Source organism: Criibacterium bergeronii (genome assembly GCF_001693775.2).
Classification (GTDB): domain Bacteria; phylum Bacillota; class Clostridia; order Peptostreptococcales; family Filifactoraceae; genus Peptoanaerobacter; species Peptoanaerobacter bergeronii.
In genome coordinates this window covers 1-17,021 of sequence record NZ_MBEW02000007.1, presented here as the reverse complement: position 1 = coordinate 17,021, position 17,021 = coordinate 1, and the positions used below count along the sequence as shown (strand labels likewise).

General features: G+C 31.8%; 19 protein-coding genes and 3 pseudogenes. 19 read left to right on the top strand and 3 right to left on the bottom strand.

The window, feature by feature from the left end:
* Positions 1-15: 15 nt before the first annotated feature.
* The 4 genes and pseudogenes from BBG48_RS04535 to mobQ form a co-directional block, all read left to right on the top strand.
* On the top strand, positions 16-522 hold the full coding sequence (locus BBG48_RS04535; protein ID WP_068913677.1) for a hypothetical protein: 507 nt from the start codon (positions 16-18) through the stop codon (positions 520-522).
* Positions 523-556: 34 nt separating this feature from the next.
* Positions 557-1,042 (top strand): methyltransferase family protein, encoded by a 486-nt coding sequence (locus BBG48_RS04530; protein WP_068913825.1) that lies wholly within the window; start codon positions 557-559, stop codon positions 1,040-1,042.
* A 113-nt stretch (positions 1,043-1,155) separates the two neighbouring features.
* Positions 1,156-1,470, top strand: a complete 315-nt coding sequence (locus tag BBG48_RS04525) for a DUF3847 domain-containing protein (protein WP_068913678.1) — start codon at positions 1,156-1,158, stop codon at positions 1,468-1,470.
* Between the two features lie 250 nt (positions 1,471-1,720).
* A pseudogene (gene mobQ / locus BBG48_RS04520) lies at positions 1,721-2,477 on the top strand (MobQ family relaxase); the annotation flags it as partial.
* Positions 2,478-2,524: 47 nt separating this feature from the next.
* Here the strand turns inward: mobQ and BBG48_RS04515 are convergent.
* Both BBG48_RS04515 and BBG48_RS11240 read right to left on the bottom strand, forming a co-directional pair.
* Positions 2,525-3,430: an IS3 family transposase gene (locus tag BBG48_RS04515; RefSeq protein WP_068913680.1), complete on the bottom strand. Its 906-nt coding sequence runs from the start codon at positions 3,428-3,430 to the stop codon at positions 2,525-2,527.
* Positions 3,382-3,666, bottom strand: a complete 285-nt coding sequence (locus tag BBG48_RS11240; RefSeq protein ID WP_068913682.1) for an IS3 family transposase — start codon at positions 3,664-3,666, stop codon at positions 3,382-3,384. Before BBG48_RS11240 ends, BBG48_RS04515 begins: the two co-directional genes overlap by 49 nt.
* Before the next feature lie 77 nt (positions 3,667-3,743).
* On the opposite strand from BBG48_RS11240, the pseudogene BBG48_RS04505 reads away from it, so the two are divergent.
* The 4 genes and pseudogenes from BBG48_RS04505 to BBG48_RS10965 form a co-directional block, all read left to right on the top strand.
* Positions 3,744-4,337 (top strand): annotated as a pseudogene (locus BBG48_RS04505) (MobQ family relaxase); the annotation flags it as partial.
* A 62-nt stretch (positions 4,338-4,399) separates the two neighbouring features.
* Positions 4,400-5,041 carry a hypothetical protein gene (locus BBG48_RS04500; RefSeq protein WP_243446740.1) on the top strand — a complete coding sequence of 214 codons (642 nt, stop codon included), beginning with the start codon at positions 4,400-4,402 and terminating at the stop codon, positions 5,039-5,041.
* A 184-nt stretch (positions 5,042-5,225) separates the two neighbouring features.
* The gene (locus BBG48_RS10970) at positions 5,226-5,378 is read left to right on the top strand and encodes a hypothetical protein (protein ID WP_158527902.1); all 153 of its coding nucleotides are present in this window, start codon (positions 5,226-5,228) and stop codon (positions 5,376-5,378) included.
* Positions 5,379-5,568: 190 nt separating this feature from the next.
* Positions 5,569-5,745: a hypothetical protein gene (locus tag BBG48_RS10965; RefSeq protein WP_158527901.1), complete on the top strand. Its 177-nt coding sequence runs from the start codon at positions 5,569-5,571 to the stop codon at positions 5,743-5,745.
* Between the two features lie 366 nt (positions 5,746-6,111).
* Here BBG48_RS10965 and BBG48_RS04495 read toward each other — a convergent pair whose 3' ends face one another.
* A complete protein-coding gene (locus BBG48_RS04495) occupies positions 6,112-6,573 on the bottom strand; it encodes a relaxase (RefSeq protein WP_068913691.1) in 462 nt (153 codons plus the stop codon).
* 499 nt (positions 6,574-7,072) lie between these two features.
* On the opposite strand from BBG48_RS04495, the gene BBG48_RS04490 reads away from it, so the two are divergent.
* The 11 genes and pseudogenes from BBG48_RS04490 to BBG48_RS04440 form a co-directional block, all read left to right on the top strand.
* Positions 7,073-7,468 (top strand): DUF4418 family protein, encoded by a 396-nt coding sequence (locus tag BBG48_RS04490; protein WP_068913693.1) that lies wholly within the window; start codon positions 7,073-7,075, stop codon positions 7,466-7,468.
* Positions 7,468-8,145 carry an ABC transporter ATP-binding protein gene (locus tag BBG48_RS04485; RefSeq protein WP_068913695.1) on the top strand — a complete coding sequence of 226 codons (678 nt, stop codon included), beginning with the start codon at positions 7,468-7,470 and terminating at the stop codon, positions 8,143-8,145. The genes BBG48_RS04490 and BBG48_RS04485 overlap by 1 nt, the downstream gene beginning before the upstream one ends.
* A gap of 2 nt (positions 8,146-8,147) precedes the next feature.
* Positions 8,148-9,485, top strand: a complete 1,338-nt coding sequence (locus BBG48_RS04480) for an FTR1 family iron permease (protein WP_068913696.1) — start codon at positions 8,148-8,150, stop codon at positions 9,483-9,485.
* A gap of 9 nt (positions 9,486-9,494) precedes the next feature.
* Positions 9,495-10,160, top strand: a complete 666-nt coding sequence (locus BBG48_RS04475; RefSeq protein WP_068913698.1) for an iron transporter — start codon at positions 9,495-9,497, stop codon at positions 10,158-10,160.
* Positions 10,161-10,283: 123 nt separating this feature from the next.
* Positions 10,284-11,480 carry a Fe-S-containing protein gene (locus BBG48_RS04470; RefSeq protein ID WP_243446739.1) on the top strand — a complete coding sequence of 399 codons (1,197 nt, stop codon included), beginning with the start codon at positions 10,284-10,286 and terminating at the stop codon, positions 11,478-11,480.
* Between the two features lie 8 nt (positions 11,481-11,488).
* Positions 11,489-12,772, top strand: a complete 1,284-nt coding sequence (locus BBG48_RS04465) for an ABC transporter permease (protein WP_068913701.1) — start codon at positions 11,489-11,491, stop codon at positions 12,770-12,772.
* A complete protein-coding gene (locus BBG48_RS04460; RefSeq protein WP_068913703.1) occupies positions 12,762-13,910 on the top strand; it encodes an ABC transporter permease in 1,149 nt (382 codons plus the stop codon). Before BBG48_RS04465 ends, BBG48_RS04460 begins: the two co-directional genes overlap by 11 nt.
* 11 nt (positions 13,911-13,921) lie before the next feature.
* Positions 13,922-14,641 carry an ABC transporter ATP-binding protein gene (locus BBG48_RS04455; RefSeq protein WP_004824231.1) on the top strand — a complete coding sequence of 240 codons (720 nt, stop codon included), beginning with the start codon at positions 13,922-13,924 and terminating at the stop codon, positions 14,639-14,641.
* Positions 14,638-15,063 carry an FMN-binding protein gene (locus tag BBG48_RS04450; protein WP_068913705.1) on the top strand — a complete coding sequence of 142 codons (426 nt, stop codon included), beginning with the start codon at positions 14,638-14,640 and terminating at the stop codon, positions 15,061-15,063. The genes BBG48_RS04455 and BBG48_RS04450 overlap by 4 nt, the downstream gene beginning before the upstream one ends.
* Positions 15,063-16,265, top strand: a complete 1,203-nt coding sequence (locus tag BBG48_RS04445) for an ABC transporter permease (protein WP_068913707.1) — start codon at positions 15,063-15,065, stop codon at positions 16,263-16,265. The genes BBG48_RS04450 and BBG48_RS04445 overlap by 1 nt, the downstream gene beginning before the upstream one ends.
* A 290-nt stretch (positions 16,266-16,555) precedes the next feature.
* A pseudogene (locus tag BBG48_RS04440) lies at positions 16,556-17,021 on the top strand (DDE-type integrase/transposase/recombinase); the annotation flags it as partial.

The following is a 17,021-nucleotide window of genomic DNA, read 5'->3' as shown; positions in this document are numbered from 1 at the left end:
AAAGAAGTTGGTTTTATGGATTTCATGGGAGCAATTCTTTATGGAATTGCTATAGCAGCTATTTTTAATGGAATAGTGGCTAGTTTGGTACTTATAAATCCAAGATTATTTTTTGATTCCTATCCAAAGTCTATTCAGAAATCAGCTCCTAAGCAGATGACAAAACAAGAGAAAAGAATAAATTTGTTATTGACTATAACGATTATTGGGACTTGTTTTGTTTATTCGGCGATAAGTCTTTTACATTCGGAAGTTGTTGGCTTTTGGAATTTATTTTGGATGGGGTATATTCAGTGGAGTATATTGAATGCAGGGGATTTTTTGTTGTTAGACTGTCTATTGTTTCAAGGCAAATATAAAGAGAAAATTGTCATTCCCAGTACAGAGGGACACAAGGATTATGAATTCAAGAATTGGATGAAACATTTGGCGATTCACGAACATTTCTTACTTGTACCTTTTTTACTAATACCAATCATATCGGCAATTCATGCGGTAGTTGTTGTTTTTCTATGGAAATGAATTACAGATTTTAAGTGTATGGGAGCGTGATATATTGAAAAATAAAAAATTACCTGTTTTCGGAGTAGGTCCTGCTTATGTTATTTGTTGCTTTATTTTAACAGTTGTAGGAATTGCTATAAGAAATACCGGATTTTTAAAACAAGGGAATTTGCAAGGTGTAAAATATATAGCAATTATTCTGGGAACACTATTTATTTTAGGTGGATTGACATTATGGGTATATGCGGTAATTATTCAAAAGATAGCTTTGGATATAAAAAAGGGTAACCTAGTAACACAAGGAGCATATTCCATAGTGCGAAATCCTATATATTCGGCATTTTTGATGATATTTACAGGAGGTTTGATAATAGCTCACAATATATATCTTCTTATTCTTCCCGTTGTATTTTACATTTCCTTGACAATACTTATGAAATGGACAGAAGAAAAATGGCTATTAGAAAAATTTGGATACGATTATGTGAAATACTGTAAAAAAGTAAACAGGATTATACCTTGGTTTAGACGGGTATAAGATTAAATTTTCAAGGCATATAAAACTAAATAATGAATGAATTGGACGATGGAAAATCAAAAAATCTATCGTCTTTTCTTTTATTTAAAAATAGAAAGAGAGGAAAACAGAAAATGAAAAACATAGAAGAAAAAATCTTAATGGCAGATGAAGAAATCAAGCAGTTACAAAACAAAAGAAAAAAACTCATCAGTCAACAGAAACAGGAAGAAAGAAAAAAGAGAGATAAAAGAATATATGAAAAAGGAGCAGTCTTTGAAAGTATCTTTACAGAAAGCAAGAACTTAAGCAAAGATGAATTTTATCAGCTAATCACATCTCTAATTCGTAAAGAAGAAGCCAATATCAAAATACAGAAAATAATAGAGAAAAGAGAACAAATAGAAGTAGAAAATACAGAAAACGAAGATGAAGAAACGGACATCTAAGAATAGTCCCTTGTTTACAAGGGCGCACATATACACCTTAACAGGTGCGTGCGTTCTCCGAAGGCTCTTGCTAGATAAGCATATCAGCTAACGCTGATACAGGGGAACTACATTCCCCTACGGAAATAAATTTCCTACCCCTTGTGTACTTCGGGGAAGAAATCGGATAAAAAGCTATCCGATTTTTTTTAGGAAGTCTTATCTATCGCCACCATAACCATACCGAAAAATGGAAAGGAGGTTTTCTTTTATGGCGATATATCATCTTTGCATAAAGATTATTTCAAGAGGCAAAGGCAAAAGTGCAGTAGCAGCTTCTGCCTATCGAAGTGGCGAAAAAATAAAAAATGAATATGACGGAATAGTCAATGACTTTACAAGAAAAGGTGGAATAGCACATACAGAAATTCTATTGCCACAAAATGCACCACATGAATTTTCAGATAGAGGAACATTATGGAACAGTGTCGAGAAAGTAGAAAAGAATAAAAACTCACAGCTTGCAAGAGAAATTGAAATTGCCTTGCCTAAAGAATTAGACAGAGAAAAACAAATAAATCTTGTCAGAGAATATGTAAAAGAAAATTTTGTAAAAGTGGGTATGTGTGCCGACATTGCCCTACATGATAAAAATGATGGAAACCCACATTGCCATATCCTACTTACTATGCGACCACTAAATGAAGATACAACATGGGGAGCAAAATCAAAAAAAGAATATATCCTTGACGAAAACGGAGCAAAAGTAAAACTCAAAAATGGCAATTACAAAACACGAAAAATCAATACAACCGATTGGAACGAGCAAGACAAAGCAGAAGAATGGCGAAAAGCATGGGCAGACATTACAAATAAATATCTTGAAGAAAATAGCATACAGGATAAGGTGGATCAATATGATTTTAAGAGAAATCTCAAGAAGAATAAAGGCATTACTAAATTGGATAAGAGGAATTGGAAAAGAAGAAAAAACAGAAAACGAAAATACAAAATTGCGTAGCAGTCAATACTTTGGACACATTTTTGGAATATTTTTTCTAAAAAATATAAAAAATTAAACACTCCTTTCTTTATATTTTTGCTCATACTCATTTGGGGTTAAGTAACCAAGTGAACCGTGAGGTCTCTTATTATTGTACCTTTGGATGTATTCGAAACAAGAAAAATATAACTCTTTTACACTCTTATAAGTTCTCCTTTCTATCTCTTCTGATTTCATTTGCTTAAAGAAACTCTCCAAACAGGCATTGTCATAAGGATAGCCTTTTTTAGACAAAGACCGGCAAACTCCATAGCTTTCTAACAGATTTCTAAAGGATGTTGAGTTGTACTTATAGCCTCTGTCAGAATGAAACATTAACGATTTTGGATATTTTCTTTTTTCGTATGCTTTTTCAAATGCTGTTTTTACAAGATCTACATCGTGTTTTGAAGATAAATTCCAGCCAATTATCTTTCTTGAAAACAAGTCCATAACAACACACAAATAATACCAATGACTGTTTACTTTTACGTAAGTAAAATCACTTGCCCATATTTTGTTAGGAGCATCTTGGTTAAATTGCTGTTTTAGATGGTTTTTGCAGACTTTATTTTCAGCTGGAGAAGACTTGCATTTTGGTTTTGTCTTTCTAGCTTTAGGAAGGTTCATTGAATTCATAAGTCTGTACACTCTGCCAGCACTTATATTTATACCATAATCACGCAGGAGAACTTTTTTAATTTTGTAGCCACCAATAGAGTTTTTGAAATCAACATAAATTTTTAAAATTTTACTCTTGATATCAGTATTTACAATCTCTCGATTAGAAGGCTTTGAGAAAAAATGCTTGTAATATGTGCTTCTATTTACATTCAAAACTCTGCAAAGAGTGTTGATATTATGTTCTTTTCTAAGTTTGTAGACAGCATCTAATTTTTGTTTGAGTGTGGCGTGAAACTGGCAATCGCTTTTTTTAATATTAAGTTTTCCTCTTCTAATTTAGCGTTGTTTTGTTGAAGCTCTTTAATTTGCTTAGCAGTAAGGATTTGGCCATTATCAATTTCCACAGAGGAATACAGTTTAATCCATTTTGATATTGCAGATTGTGAAATATCATATTCTCTCATTAGAGAAGCTTGTGTTCTTCCATTATTGTATAATTCTACAATAGATTTTTTAAATTCCTCGTCATATCTTATTCCTTTATTTGCCATAAAACCTCCTTGTTTTTTTGTATATTTTTATGATAAATCTATTCTTGTTTTTTGTCTACTTTTATAGTGTAGCACCAAAATCCACCCTCCCACCCAAAGAGAACCTGTTATTCATCTTTGAAAATCTTATCCGTAAAAATACAGATAACAACAATGCAGACTTGGAAAAATATATTGAGAGTTGTCAATTACTAAAAGAGAAAAACATCAATTCATTATCTGAACTGAAAGAAAGCATTACCGATTTACGAGATAAGAATTATAAGACCACAAGAGCTTTAAAAGATACCGAGAAAAAGATTGATGAAAAAACACAACTCATAGACCAATCAGAAAAATATTTGAAGTACAAGGACACCTACAAAGCCTATACCAAAACCAAGAAAAGCAAACAGGAAGATTTTTATAACGAGCATACGGCAGAACTCATTTTATTTGAAAGTGCAAAGAAACATCTAAAAGAGCATTTAGGAGAAAGCAAGACCTTAAATATATCCAAATGGAAATCAGAACTTGCCACCTTGAAAAAAGACAAAAAGAGCCTTTACAATCAAATATTAGAGATACGAGAAGAAGTTGAACAGGCTGAAAAAGTTAAAACCTGTATAGAGCAGTTACAGGAACAAGAAAAGCAACTGTTACAGGTAAAGAGGAATGAGTTAGAGCTATAAAACTATTCCCAATTATGCTATAATATTATGAGTAATTATAAATTTTTTGGAGATGAAATATAATGAAAATGGAGTTAAGAGATGATAGAAAATCATATATAAAAATATTTTTAATTGGAATATTGGTGGGATGTATTACTCGATTATTAGATTACTGCTCATTAGATACTTTATGGAGTTGGTCTTCTGTTCAAACACTATTAGGATTTTGGATGATTTCAAATACTGTAATAGTAGTAAAAAGTTCATCTAATAAGTGTGCAGGAATTAGCTCATCCTTATATATGTTTGGAATGACATTGAGCTTTTATGGATTGCAAGTTATTCTTGGTATGTTTATTCCAATGTTTTCGGATGGATTTCGTTTTTCTTTATTTATAATGTTTACTATTTTGTCTATACCATGTGCGATTGCAGCGTTTGCACTTTATTATTGGAATAGAGATAAATTTTATAACTCTATTTTATATTCGTTGCCTGTAGGAGCATTATTTTCGGAAACGGTAGCTATAGCAATAAAATTTTACATGACACATACTTTTCTATTTCAGTTACTAATGGATGGAATAGGAACTATTGCTTTCGGAGTATTATTTTTTAGAAGAGTGAAAAATCGCTATGTTTACTTATTTTCTATAATCATAAGTTTCTTAGTATTTTACTTTATTCTATATCATAGAGAAGTTCTTACATGGTTAGAGTGATTTTACTTGCGTAATTTATAAAAATAGTAATTTATACGAAACTAAAACAAGAACAGTAAATCAAAAAAAGGTTTACTGTTTTTTTCTTGTCTAAAACTTAAAATTCTTTATAGAATAAGCGTCCATAAATATAAAAAGGTACTTGACAAAACGCTTCCTGGGGAGAAAGTAAGGATATTGCTCCATGCTTTTATTTGCTTGCGGACCTAAAGACAATGCAGGCATCAATGCTGCTCCGGCAAACAATGCCAGTGCCAATGCTGAAAACAACAAGGAAAAAGCAGACGCAGAAGCAGAAGCAGAAGCAGCAAAAGACGACAAGGTATCCCTATGGTGATAACAAAGACGGATTATCGGCTAAAGAAGGTTGGTTCCCAACTTTTGTAAAACCATCTTCTACCAATGATCAAATTAGTGGAGAAATTGCAGAATAATTTATTCTAAAACACCTTCAAAAAAAGAGATAAAGATGAAAACAAGTGGGACAGGGCAACCTGTTCTTTCTTATGTCAGGGAAGGAGGACCTTTTGCGGGAAAAAGGAAGATATCTTTTGGCTCTGGTTTTCCTGACGGCCTGCGGGGGCGGAGAGAAAAAAAGTGACAAGTCCTTAATTTATACGTCCTTTTTCCCCATCCAAGACATGACCAATATGGTAATCTATATTTTAAATCGTATTATTGGGCGAATCAAATATTTAACCTAAACAAATATTATAGAGAAGCAACAACCGATGATATAAAAGATTTTTGCTCTAATGAGTGCTTCTCTATAGATGATATAGTTTCTGTAGCTGAGTCTTGTAATAACTGGACTAGAAGAAAAATTGCATATAAATTAGATTCTGGAGTTCTTGAGAATAATTCTGTAGATGAAATCATTAAGTCTGCAAAAAATTTAAACTTAAAAATTGATATTAATAAAGAAAATAAAATAATTTTTCCTGACGACAAGGATTCGCAAAAAGAACTACTATCTTATTTAGCGTAAGAAATATATAGAGGAAACTTGACAGACGGTGTTTATTTAACCAACTCCAAGAGACCTTTATAGAAAATATTCGAAGGGTTTATTAAGTTCTTTCCACTTCTTTTCCATAATAATTTTCATAGTTTTTCCTATATTGAACTAGGTCAAAAAATTGTTCTTTATTCAAAGAATACTCTTGCATAAGGGTGTTCCTTTTTTCTTGTAGTTTATCGAGTTTAGTTAATATTTCTTTTGTATTCGGCAGTTTTTTATAGTTTTCTAAGATTTCTTTAGCAGCTATTTTATAGACGGAAAGTTCACTATAATATTCTTCTGCAAATTGTTTATCATCAGGATTTTTCTTATGGTATTTATAGACTTCACGATAATAATTTATAGTATTTACATTTTCAATATCTTGTGATATACTCTTCATCTCAGTTTCAATTTCCTTTATTTCATCTAATAAGTCTTGTCTATCATCGGCAGATTTTTTAATTAGATCATCAAGTTGAGTAATTGGATTTATTGCTTGTTCTCTAAGTCTAATTATTGAATCAGCCATTATTTTAATATTGTGTTTTCTTGCCCAAACTTCATAGCCTTTAGAGGATTGAGTTTTTTTATTATTAGTTATATCAATGACATTTCCTACACGCTTTTTAGTAGGATTAGCTTTATTTTTAATTGCTAAATCTATTCTTTCTTTGATTTTCTCTTCAGTATAATCTTCTCCGATAGTCTTTACTCTTGGTACTCGTAAAAAAATTAAAAAATAATGGATAATAGTTAAGAGTTATTCCATTTCTCTATGATGATAATTATTAATTTTGAACATTTAATTTGCCTGCCAAGAGTTTTTAAATTTTATTAAATATATTAAAAAAAACTATTGCAAAAATTAAAAAAATCATATATTATAATTAAGGACTCTTGTTAAGTGATATTAATTATCAATTATCAATCAACAATTCACATTTAATTACTGTAATTTTTAAAAAACATAAATACCTTTTCATATTATAATGTTACTTGTAAAGATAAGTAGAAAGGAATTGATTCAAATGAGTAGAAAGAAAATTTTTGGATATATTTCTGTAATTATAGGTCTTTTGTTAGTGCTTGCACCAAAATTTATAACACCCGTTTGTCATCCTATGGAAAATGGTAAGTTTATGAAATGCCATTGGATGGGAAATATGACTATGGGTATTGGTATAGCTATTTCAGTGTTAGCAATCATTTTTATTATAGTTAAAGATTCAAAAATATCTTTAGGATTATCTATTTCAAATATAGCACTTGGTATTTTAGAGATACTAAATGCTCACGTGCTTATCGGTGGGTGTATGAAAGCTGATATGGCGTGCAGGGCAAAAACCATTCCATTTTGCACATTGTTGTCAGTAATATTGGTTTTAATTAATATTTATTATTGCATGAAAGAAAGAAATTCATAATGGAATCAATAATTAAAACCGAAAATTTAAGTAAGAGTTTTAAAAGAGGTTCTAATACATTCTTTGCAGTTAAAAATGTAAACTTTACTTTGAATGAGGCGGAGTTTGTCAATATAATTGGGAGAAGTGGTTCCGGAAAGTCAACTTTTTTAAATCTTTTGTCCGGTTTATTAAAACCTACAGAAGGTAAAATTTTTGCTAAGGGCAAAAATATAAGAGATTTTTCTGATAGAGAAATTAGCAAATATAGGAACGAAATCATAGGTTTTGTGCCACAAAGTTTGGGGACACTCCCAAATTTAAATGTTTTAGAGAATGTATCTCTTCCTTATTATCTATTTAAAAGAGATGAATCTGCTTATGAAAAAGCAGCTATGCTTCTTGATTTGATGGGAATTTTGCATCTGAAAGATGATTTTCCTAGAAATTTATCTGGAGGAGAGCTAAAAAGAGTGCTTATAGCAAGATCCATGATTAATTCTCCTAAGCTTTTGATTTTAGATGAGCCTACAAGTGATTTGGATAAAAACACTACTGTGGAGATAATGGATTTATTAAAAAAAATAAATTCTAAAGGTACGGCACTTATTATAGTTACTCATGAGCTTGATATATTAAAATATGGTAATATACTTTACCAAATGGAAGATGGAAGTTTAATAAAGAAAAGGGTATAGAGATGAATTTATTAAAGAAAAGGACTAGCATTTTTGCAATGATATTAATCATGATTAGCCTCACTTTGACGTCTGCTTTTGCAGCAGAAACAAAGTATGCTAACTGGGTTGAAGTTGCTGATGCTATGTCAGAACATTTACAAAAAGCTGTGGAAGTTTACAAGCCCGGAGATAAGGATGCTAAAAAAGCGGCCACAGATGCGGTTAACGTAGCTTACTTTAAATTCTATGAAAAAATTGGATTTGAAAAAACAACTATGTCTGCAATTTCAGGCAAAAGGGGTTCAATGGTTGAACATCAATTTTATAGAGCAAAAAGCTCTATTAAAGAAGATGCAGACCCAAAAGAAGTTAAAGATGAAATTGATGCACTTATAACTTATCTTCATGAAGATGCTCATACTCTTGATGGAACCTCTGGAGATTCCAAGTCCGGCAGCCAAGGTCAAGAAGATGCAAATAGCCTTTCAACGGGTCAATTGATTGGAGAGCTGCTAAAAAGATTTGGTACATTTTTTGCAGTCCTCGGACTTACACTTCGTGAAGGACTTGAAGCCATTTTAGTTGTAGCTGCCATTGCTGCATATTTAACAAAGACTAATAATAGAACTTATTTAAAAGGTGTATATATTGGAGCCTTGCTAGGTGTTGTTTTTTCAGTAGTCCTAGCTGGAGTATTTAATATTGTCGCCAATACAGTGGGAGAAGTTGAGTCAGGAATGGGACAAGAAATATTCGAGGGAATCGCAATGTTTCTTGCTGTTATCGTACTATTTTATGTATCTAATTGGATGCTTTCTAAATCTGAAGTTGAAGTCTGGAATAGATACATTAAAAACAAGGTTGAACAATCTGTTTCAAGGGGTAATTATTTTGCCTTATCTTTCACTTCATTCTTAGCTGTAGCAAGAGAAGGTGCAGAACTTATTTTGTTCTTCCAAGGTATGAGAACAAGCATTTCTGAAAATCCAATGCATATGTGGGTTGGACTTTTGGTTGCTACCATAATACTTGCAATTGTATATTATTTAATTGCTAAAGTTTCTGTAAGGCTACCATTAAAACCATTCTTTACATTTACTTCTTGGTTAATGTTCATACTTTGCTTGTCTTTCTTAGGAAAGGGTGTAGGAGAATTACAAGAAGCTGATGTAATTGGCAGAACTGTAGTTTCTTGGATGAATGGATGGTCTGCTGAAGCTATAGGAATATACGATAGGTATGAAAATCTTATTCCACAAATTATTCTATTAGTAGTAACTATTGTTTCTGTTATATATCAAAATAATAGAAACAAAAAAATTAGAGCTGAGCTTGAAGCCGGCCAAGAAAAAAAATAGGAGGATATTATGTTAAAAAAGAAAAGTTTATTTTTTATTGCTATGGCACTTGTGTGCGCATTAACAGTTACAGCTTGTGGTAAAAAAGAAGAAACAAAAGCTAATGATACAGCTAAAACTTCTACAGAAGAAAAAGCACCAGCTGAAGAAAACAAACAAGAAGCAGGAGATGCTAAAGCTGCAGCTCCAGGAGAAGATGCAGGATTTGAAGAATTTCCAATTGGCGATGACCAAACTAAAGGACCTCTAGTAGTCTCTGGTGTATATTTCCAACCAGTTGATATGGAACCAGCAGGCAACTCAATTCCTAAAGAAGACGCTGACTGCCATATTGAAGCCGACATTACAGCATCACAAGAAGGCTCAACATTAGGTTATGGTGCTGGTGATTTTGTTCCATGGTTAAAAGTAAAAGCTTATATACAAAAGAAAGGTTCAGACCATGTTCAAGAAGTTGCTTTCATGCCAATGAACGCATCTGATGGTCCACACTATGGTGCAAATATTAAATTTGACGAAGGTGTTGGTGTTTATAATGTAAAATTCGAAGTAGCTGCACCAGGAAATGACTACTTACTACACGTAGATAAAGAAACTGGTGTAACAGGTAGATTCTGGACAGAACCAATTGTTGCAGAATGGTCTGATTTCGAATGGAACGGACCACAATGGTAAAACTTTGAAAATTTTTAATATTTTGAAGGGGAATTCACGTTCCCCTTCTATGCATTTGTAGGGGGTGAAATTATTTTAAAAATTTTTATTAAAGTTATGGAGACGGGAATAGCCTTTTCTCTAATGATTTCTTTAATACTTGCCTATTATACAACTAAACAGAGCAAATATAAAAAGTATGTTATTATAATTTCTTTAGTTTTAGGGGTAATTGCAGCAATTGTTTCAATAATTATAAGAAATATACCTAATTTTATTAATAGAACAGAATTGAATTTCTGGTCTATGGTGCCCATAGTTATCTCAGTATTTTTAATATTAATTTTTATGATATTTGAAGATAAGATAAATGCTAAAATTTATGATAATTTCATTTCATCATCGGTTGTTGTTTATCTTGTAGGAATTTGTTTTTATTATTTACCATATGTATTTAACCAATCAAACAAATTTGTATATTATGGCGAAAGTGCTGTTTCAACTATTGTACTTTTTAGGATTTTAGGCTTTGCTTTTGGGATAATCATGATGATTTTATCAGGACTTGCCATATATAAGTGTTCAGTTAAACTTGAAGGTAAAAACTTAAAGATTATTGTTTTTTTGAGCTTGATATGTTCAGGTATCAGCCAATTTAACGTCATAATTCAAAGATTTTATTCTAAAGGAATCATCCCTAGAAATGTTAGCTTTTTTAGAGTTATTGCATTTATAGCTAATCATGAAAATGTGTTTTTATTTGCAACAATGTTAATTATGACAGCTATTCCAGTAATTTTATATAAGCAAAATATTAAAGTTATTGAAGAATATAGTAATAGAGCTCAGTTAAGAAAAATAAAGTATAGAATGAAGAATAAAAGAAGTTGGGCAATTTTTTTCCTTGCCGTTTTATTTATCAATACTTTTTCATTAACGGCTGGAAAGGCATATGCTAATAAGGAACAGGCTCTTTCACCACCGGAGGATTATCAAACTGAAAATGGAATGATTGTTATTCCTTTAAGCAGCTTAGAAGATATGCATTTGCACAGATATTTGTATAAGGCAAAAGATGGTGCACAAATGAGATTTTTCTGTATTAAAAAATCAGAAGGTTCTTATGGAGTTGTACTTGATGCCTGCGAGATATGTGGTCCATCAGGATATTTTGAAAGAGGCGATGATATTATTTGTAAGTTGTGCGACGTTGTAATGAATAGAGGTACAATAGGTTTTAAGGGTGGATGTAATCCAATACCTTTCCAATACATTGTCCATGATAAAAAGATAAAAATTGAGCCAAAGGATCTTGACGCATTGTCTTATGTATTTAAGTAGGAGGGCTTATGTTTTGGAGAATAGTTAAAGGAGCACTTTTTAGACAAAAAGGAAAGATGGCTCTTATTGCATTTACAGTTGCCCTTGGAGCTTCTCTTGCCACTTCAATGTTAAACACAATGCTCGGTGTTGGAGATAAAGTTAATCAAGAATTAAAGACTTATGGAGCAAATATTAACGTATTGCCTAAGGAAGCTTCCCTTCTTGATGATTTGTATGGCATGCAAGAAAAAGAAGGGCAGGTTCAAAAATATTTAAAGGAATCAGAGCTTCCCAATATTAAAACTATTTTTTGGGCTTACAATATTGTAGATTATACACCCTATCTTAACACTTGGGTTTCTTGTAATAATGATTCTAAGCATACTAAGATGGTAGGAACATGGTTTAATAAGCATATGGATTTGCCTACTGGAGAATCAATTGATACTGGTATGATTAGACTTAAAAATTGGTGGGAAGTTCAAGGTGAGTGGTTATCAGAAGATGATAAGGACTCAGTTATGCTTGGAAAGATTTTTGCCGACAGAAATGGATTTAAAGTTGGTGATGAAATCCAGCTAAAGAGCAATTATTTAGATAAAAAATTAAAAGTTAAGGGTATTTTCTCATCAGGCTCTGATGAAGATGCATTTATATATTCTACTTTAAAAACTGCACAAGATTTTGCTGGAGTTACTGGAGTTGTAAATAAAGTTGAAGTATCAGCTCTTACTACACCGGATAATGATTTAGCAAGAAAGGCTGCAAAAAATCCACTATCATTAACTGTTAAGGAATGGGAAGTATGGTATTGCACAGCTTATGTTTCAGCTATTTGCTATCAAATAACAGAAGTAATGACTGATTCTGTAGCTAAGCCGATTCGTCAAGTTGCAGAAAGTGAAGGAGATATTTTAAATAAGACAACTCTTCTTATGGTTTTAATTACAGTATTAACTTTGATTGGTTCAGGACTTGGTATTTCTAATCTTATTACAGCATCTGTAATGGAAAGGTCAAATGAAATTGGACTTCAAAAAGCTATAGGAGCGTCAAATGGAAGAATAATCGGTATAATTCTTTTGGAAATTATTTTGACAGCGATATTTGGAACAGTTATAGGTTATGGAGTTGGGTTGCTTCTTACTCAGATTATTGGTCTAACAGTTTTCGGTTCAGCAATAGCTCCAACAGCTATGGTAGTTCCAATTGTAGCAATTCTTATTATTCTTGTAACAATATTGGGTTCAATACCAGCTATAAGATACCTCTTGAATTTAAATCCAACGGAGGTGCTACATGGCAGGTAAAAAAAGTAAAAATAAATTTTATTTAAAAATGATAATGACTTCCTTAGCAAGAAGACGTGCAAGAATGTTAACAGCACTGCTTGCTATAGCTATGGGAGCAACAATTCTATCAGGACTTGTTACTATTTATTATGATATTCCTAGACAAATGGGTAAGGAATTTAGGTCCTATGGTGCAAACATGTTGGTAATTCCTACTAATCCTGATAAAAAAATTACCAATGACCAGTTAGATGAAATTAAATCTTTAATTCCATCAGGAAAGCTAGTCGGTCAGGCACCATATATTTATATAAATGCTAAAATTAATGAACAACCTTATATGCTTGCAGGTACAGATTTAAAGGGAGCAAAAGAAAATTCTCCATACTGGCTTATTGACGGTTCATGGCCTGAAAAATCTAGAGAAGTTTTAATAGGTAATGAAGTTTCAAAGGCTTTGGAATTAAAAGAGGGAGATAAAATTATTATAAATACTCCCAAGGTTCATGGTGAAGGTTCTATAGATACTAATTTTGTTGTTTCAGGAGTTGTAACAACAGGTGGTAAAGAAGAAGAACTAATTTTTATGAGTATTGATGATATTTCACAGCTTGTAAAAGATAAAAATTTTGATATCGTAGAATATTCAATAGAAGCCGAACAAAATGAACTTTCAAAAATAGTATCAAATATTTCGCAAAAGGATGCATCTCTAACTCCACAAATGGTAAAAAGAGTTACCGCATCACAAGATATAGTTTTGAACAAATTACAAGCCCTTGTCTTCATTGTAACGATAATAGTATTATTCATAATGATGATATGTGTATCCACAACAATGATGGCTGTTGTAACTGAAAGGCGTAAAGAAATAAGTCTTAAGAAAGCTTTGGGCGCCACAAATTCCTCAGTAATTGTTGACTTTTTAGGTGAAGGAGCATTTTTAGGGGTTTTTGGTGGACTTTTAGGCGTTGTGTTGGGATATATATTTGCCAATAGAGTAAGTATTTCGGTATTTGCCAGAAAGGTAAGTTTCTTACCTCTTTTAGTACCTATGACAATTATTGTATGCGTAGTAATAACTATAGTTGCATCTTTAATACCGGTATCTAAAACTGTTGATATTGATCCTGCTTTAGTGCTTCGTGGAGAATAGAAAGGAATTTTATGGATATATTAAAACTTGTAGATGTTTCAAAAATTTATGGTGAACTTAAAGCCCTTGACAAAATTAATTTAAGTGTAGAAAAGGGTGAATGGATTTCTATAATGGGTCCATCAGGTTCTGGTAAAACAACAATGATGAACATTATCGGTGCCATGGATAAACCTTCATTTGGCGAAGTTATTTTGGATGGGGAAGATATAGCAAAAAAGTCACCTAAGGAATTAACAGTTATTAGAAGGGATAAGATAGGACTTATTTTCCAACAATTTCATTTAGTTAATTATTTAAGTGCTTTGGAAAATGTAATGATGTCACAATACTATCATTCTATGCCAGATGCACAAGAAGCAATGGAAGCTTTGGCTGCAGTAGGTCTTGCTGAAAGAGCCAAGCACTTACCCAACCAATTATCAGGTGGGGAACAACAAAGAGTATGTATAGCTAGAGCTCTTATTAATCATCCTGCTATACTTTTAGCTGATGAACCTACGGGAAATTTGGATGAAAAGAATGAATATATAGTTCTTGACATATTTGAAAAACTTCACAATGCAGGTTCAACAATTATTGTTGTAACTCACGACCCTGAAGTCGGTGAAGAATCTGAAAGAATGATAACTCTTGAACATGGTAAGATTACAAAAGAAGAAAAAATGAAAAGAAAAAGACCTGTTCTTGATTCTACAATAAAAGACGAAAAACTTAAGGAGTTTATATGAGAAAAATTTTAAATTTATTAATAATTTTATCTCTGGGGCTTGTCCTAGTTGCTTGTGGAGGAGATAAAAAAGAAGAAGCTCCAAGCGTAAGCTATAAAGACGGCACATATCAAGGAGAATCTGCCAAAGATGAAAGAGGCGGACTTGTAAAGGTGGATATAAGTGTTAAAGACAATAAGATTGAATCTTGCACAATGCAAAACATTGATGGAGATGGAAAAGAAAAGGATGAATCTTATGGTCAAAGCCAAAATGAAGGACTATATAAGATAGCCCAACAAGCTATAAATCTTGCAAAGTCATACCCAGATATATTAGTGGAAAAAGGAAGTCCTGAAGGAGTGGACGTTATTTCGGGGGCAACAGAAACCTACAAGCAATTTATAGAAGCTTGCAACAATGCTCTTGCCGGTGCAAAATAATGAAAGATTTATACACAGTTAATTTAGCAAAAAAGAATATAGAAAATAAAAAGACAAGGTCAATTACCTTAATTTTTCTTGTAGGAATTTTAACTTTTATATTATTCATGTCATCATTTATAATTTTTTCTCTTAAAAATGGCATGAAATCTCTATCAGATAGGATGGGAGCAGACATTATAGTAGTTCCGGAAGGTTATGATTCCAAAATTACAGGCGCAATATTAAGGGGAGAACCTAATACATTCTTTTTTGACAAGGATATATTAAATAGAGTAAAAAAAATACCGGGAGTTGAAAAGGCTTGTGGTCAAGTTTACCTAGCTACACTTTCTGCTGGATGCTGCTCTTTTCCCATTCAAGTTATAGGAATTGACTTTTCTGATGACTTTAGCGTTAAACCATGGCTTGAAAAACAGATCAAATCTCCAATTAAAGCTGGACAAGTTGTTGTAGGTGCTAATATTGTGGGGAATATTAATCATAAGATTAAATTTTTCAATCAAGAATTTGATATAAGAGGTAGGCTAGCAAAAACCGGCATGGGTTTTGACAATTCAGTTTTTATGACAATAGAAGAAACTCATAGATTAGCTGAGGAATATGAAAAGATTATTAATCATCCAGTGGCAAAAAAAGATGATATATCTTCTATTTTAGTAAAAGTTAAAAAAAATGAAGATCCTAAAAAAATTCAAAAACTTATTAAAGAAGAATTTAAAAAAGAAAAAGTTTATCCCTTATTGCCAAGAAATATAATGACAGAAGTTTCCGATTCAGCAAAAAATATGCTTGTATATGTATATATATTGATAGCTTTGATTTGGATACTAGCTTTCTTTATTTTAAGTCTTGTAAATACCTTATCAGTTAAGGAAAGGAAAAGAGAATTTGCAACCATAAGGGTATTAGGAGCAACAAAGAAAAAACTCAGTGAAATAGTTCTTAGTGAATCTATACTGATTAATGGAACAGGGGCAGTCATAGGTTCTGTGGTTTCCTTTGTATTAAGCATAACATTTAACAATGCTTTTTCATCACTTTTGAATATGCCTTTTTTAAGACCAAATATATTCCTTATGCTTTTAATGTTAATAATAGTAATAATTTTAGGAACCTTATTAGGACCAATATCTTCAATTATCGCTATTAATAAAATGAATAAAGAAGAATTATTGTTGATGCAAAGAGATAATGATTAAAATATAGAAATATTAAAAGGGACTGTCTTAAGGGATAGTCTCTGATTTTTTAATTAAAAATTAGAACTAGACGGTGTTTATTTAACCAACTCCAAGAGCCCTTTATAGAAAATATTCGGTTTATTAAGCTCTTTCCACTTCTTTTCCATAATAGTTTTCATAGTTTTTCCTATACTGAACTAGGTCAGAAAATTGTTCTTTATTCAACGAAAATGGATCCATAGAAGTAGACAAATAAAAAAGTCTACATCTATGGTTCTTTTTATGTATAATAAAACAGAGGTGATCAATATGGCATTACAATGAATAGAAACAAAGTTCAAAGAATTATGAGAAAATATGGTATAGTTTGTCCAATAAGAAAAGCAAATCCATATAGACGCATGGCAAAAGCAACTAAAGAACACAAAGTACTAAACAATAAGCTAAAGAGGAATTTCAAGCAGGAGGTACCAGGAAAAATACTTTTAACTGACATAACATATATACAATATGGTTCAGAAAATACAACTTACCTATCAACAATAAAAGACGGCTCAACAAATGAGATCTTATCATACGAATTAAGTGACAGACTAACGTTAGACATAGCAATAAATACAGTAGAAAAATTGATGAACAATAAACAAGTACAACTAAGCAAAGAAGCATTTATACATTCAGACCAAGGCGTTCATTATACAAGTCCAAAATTCCAAAACAAAGTTAAAGAATATGGATTAGGGCAATCAATGTCTAAGAGAGGAAATTGTTGGG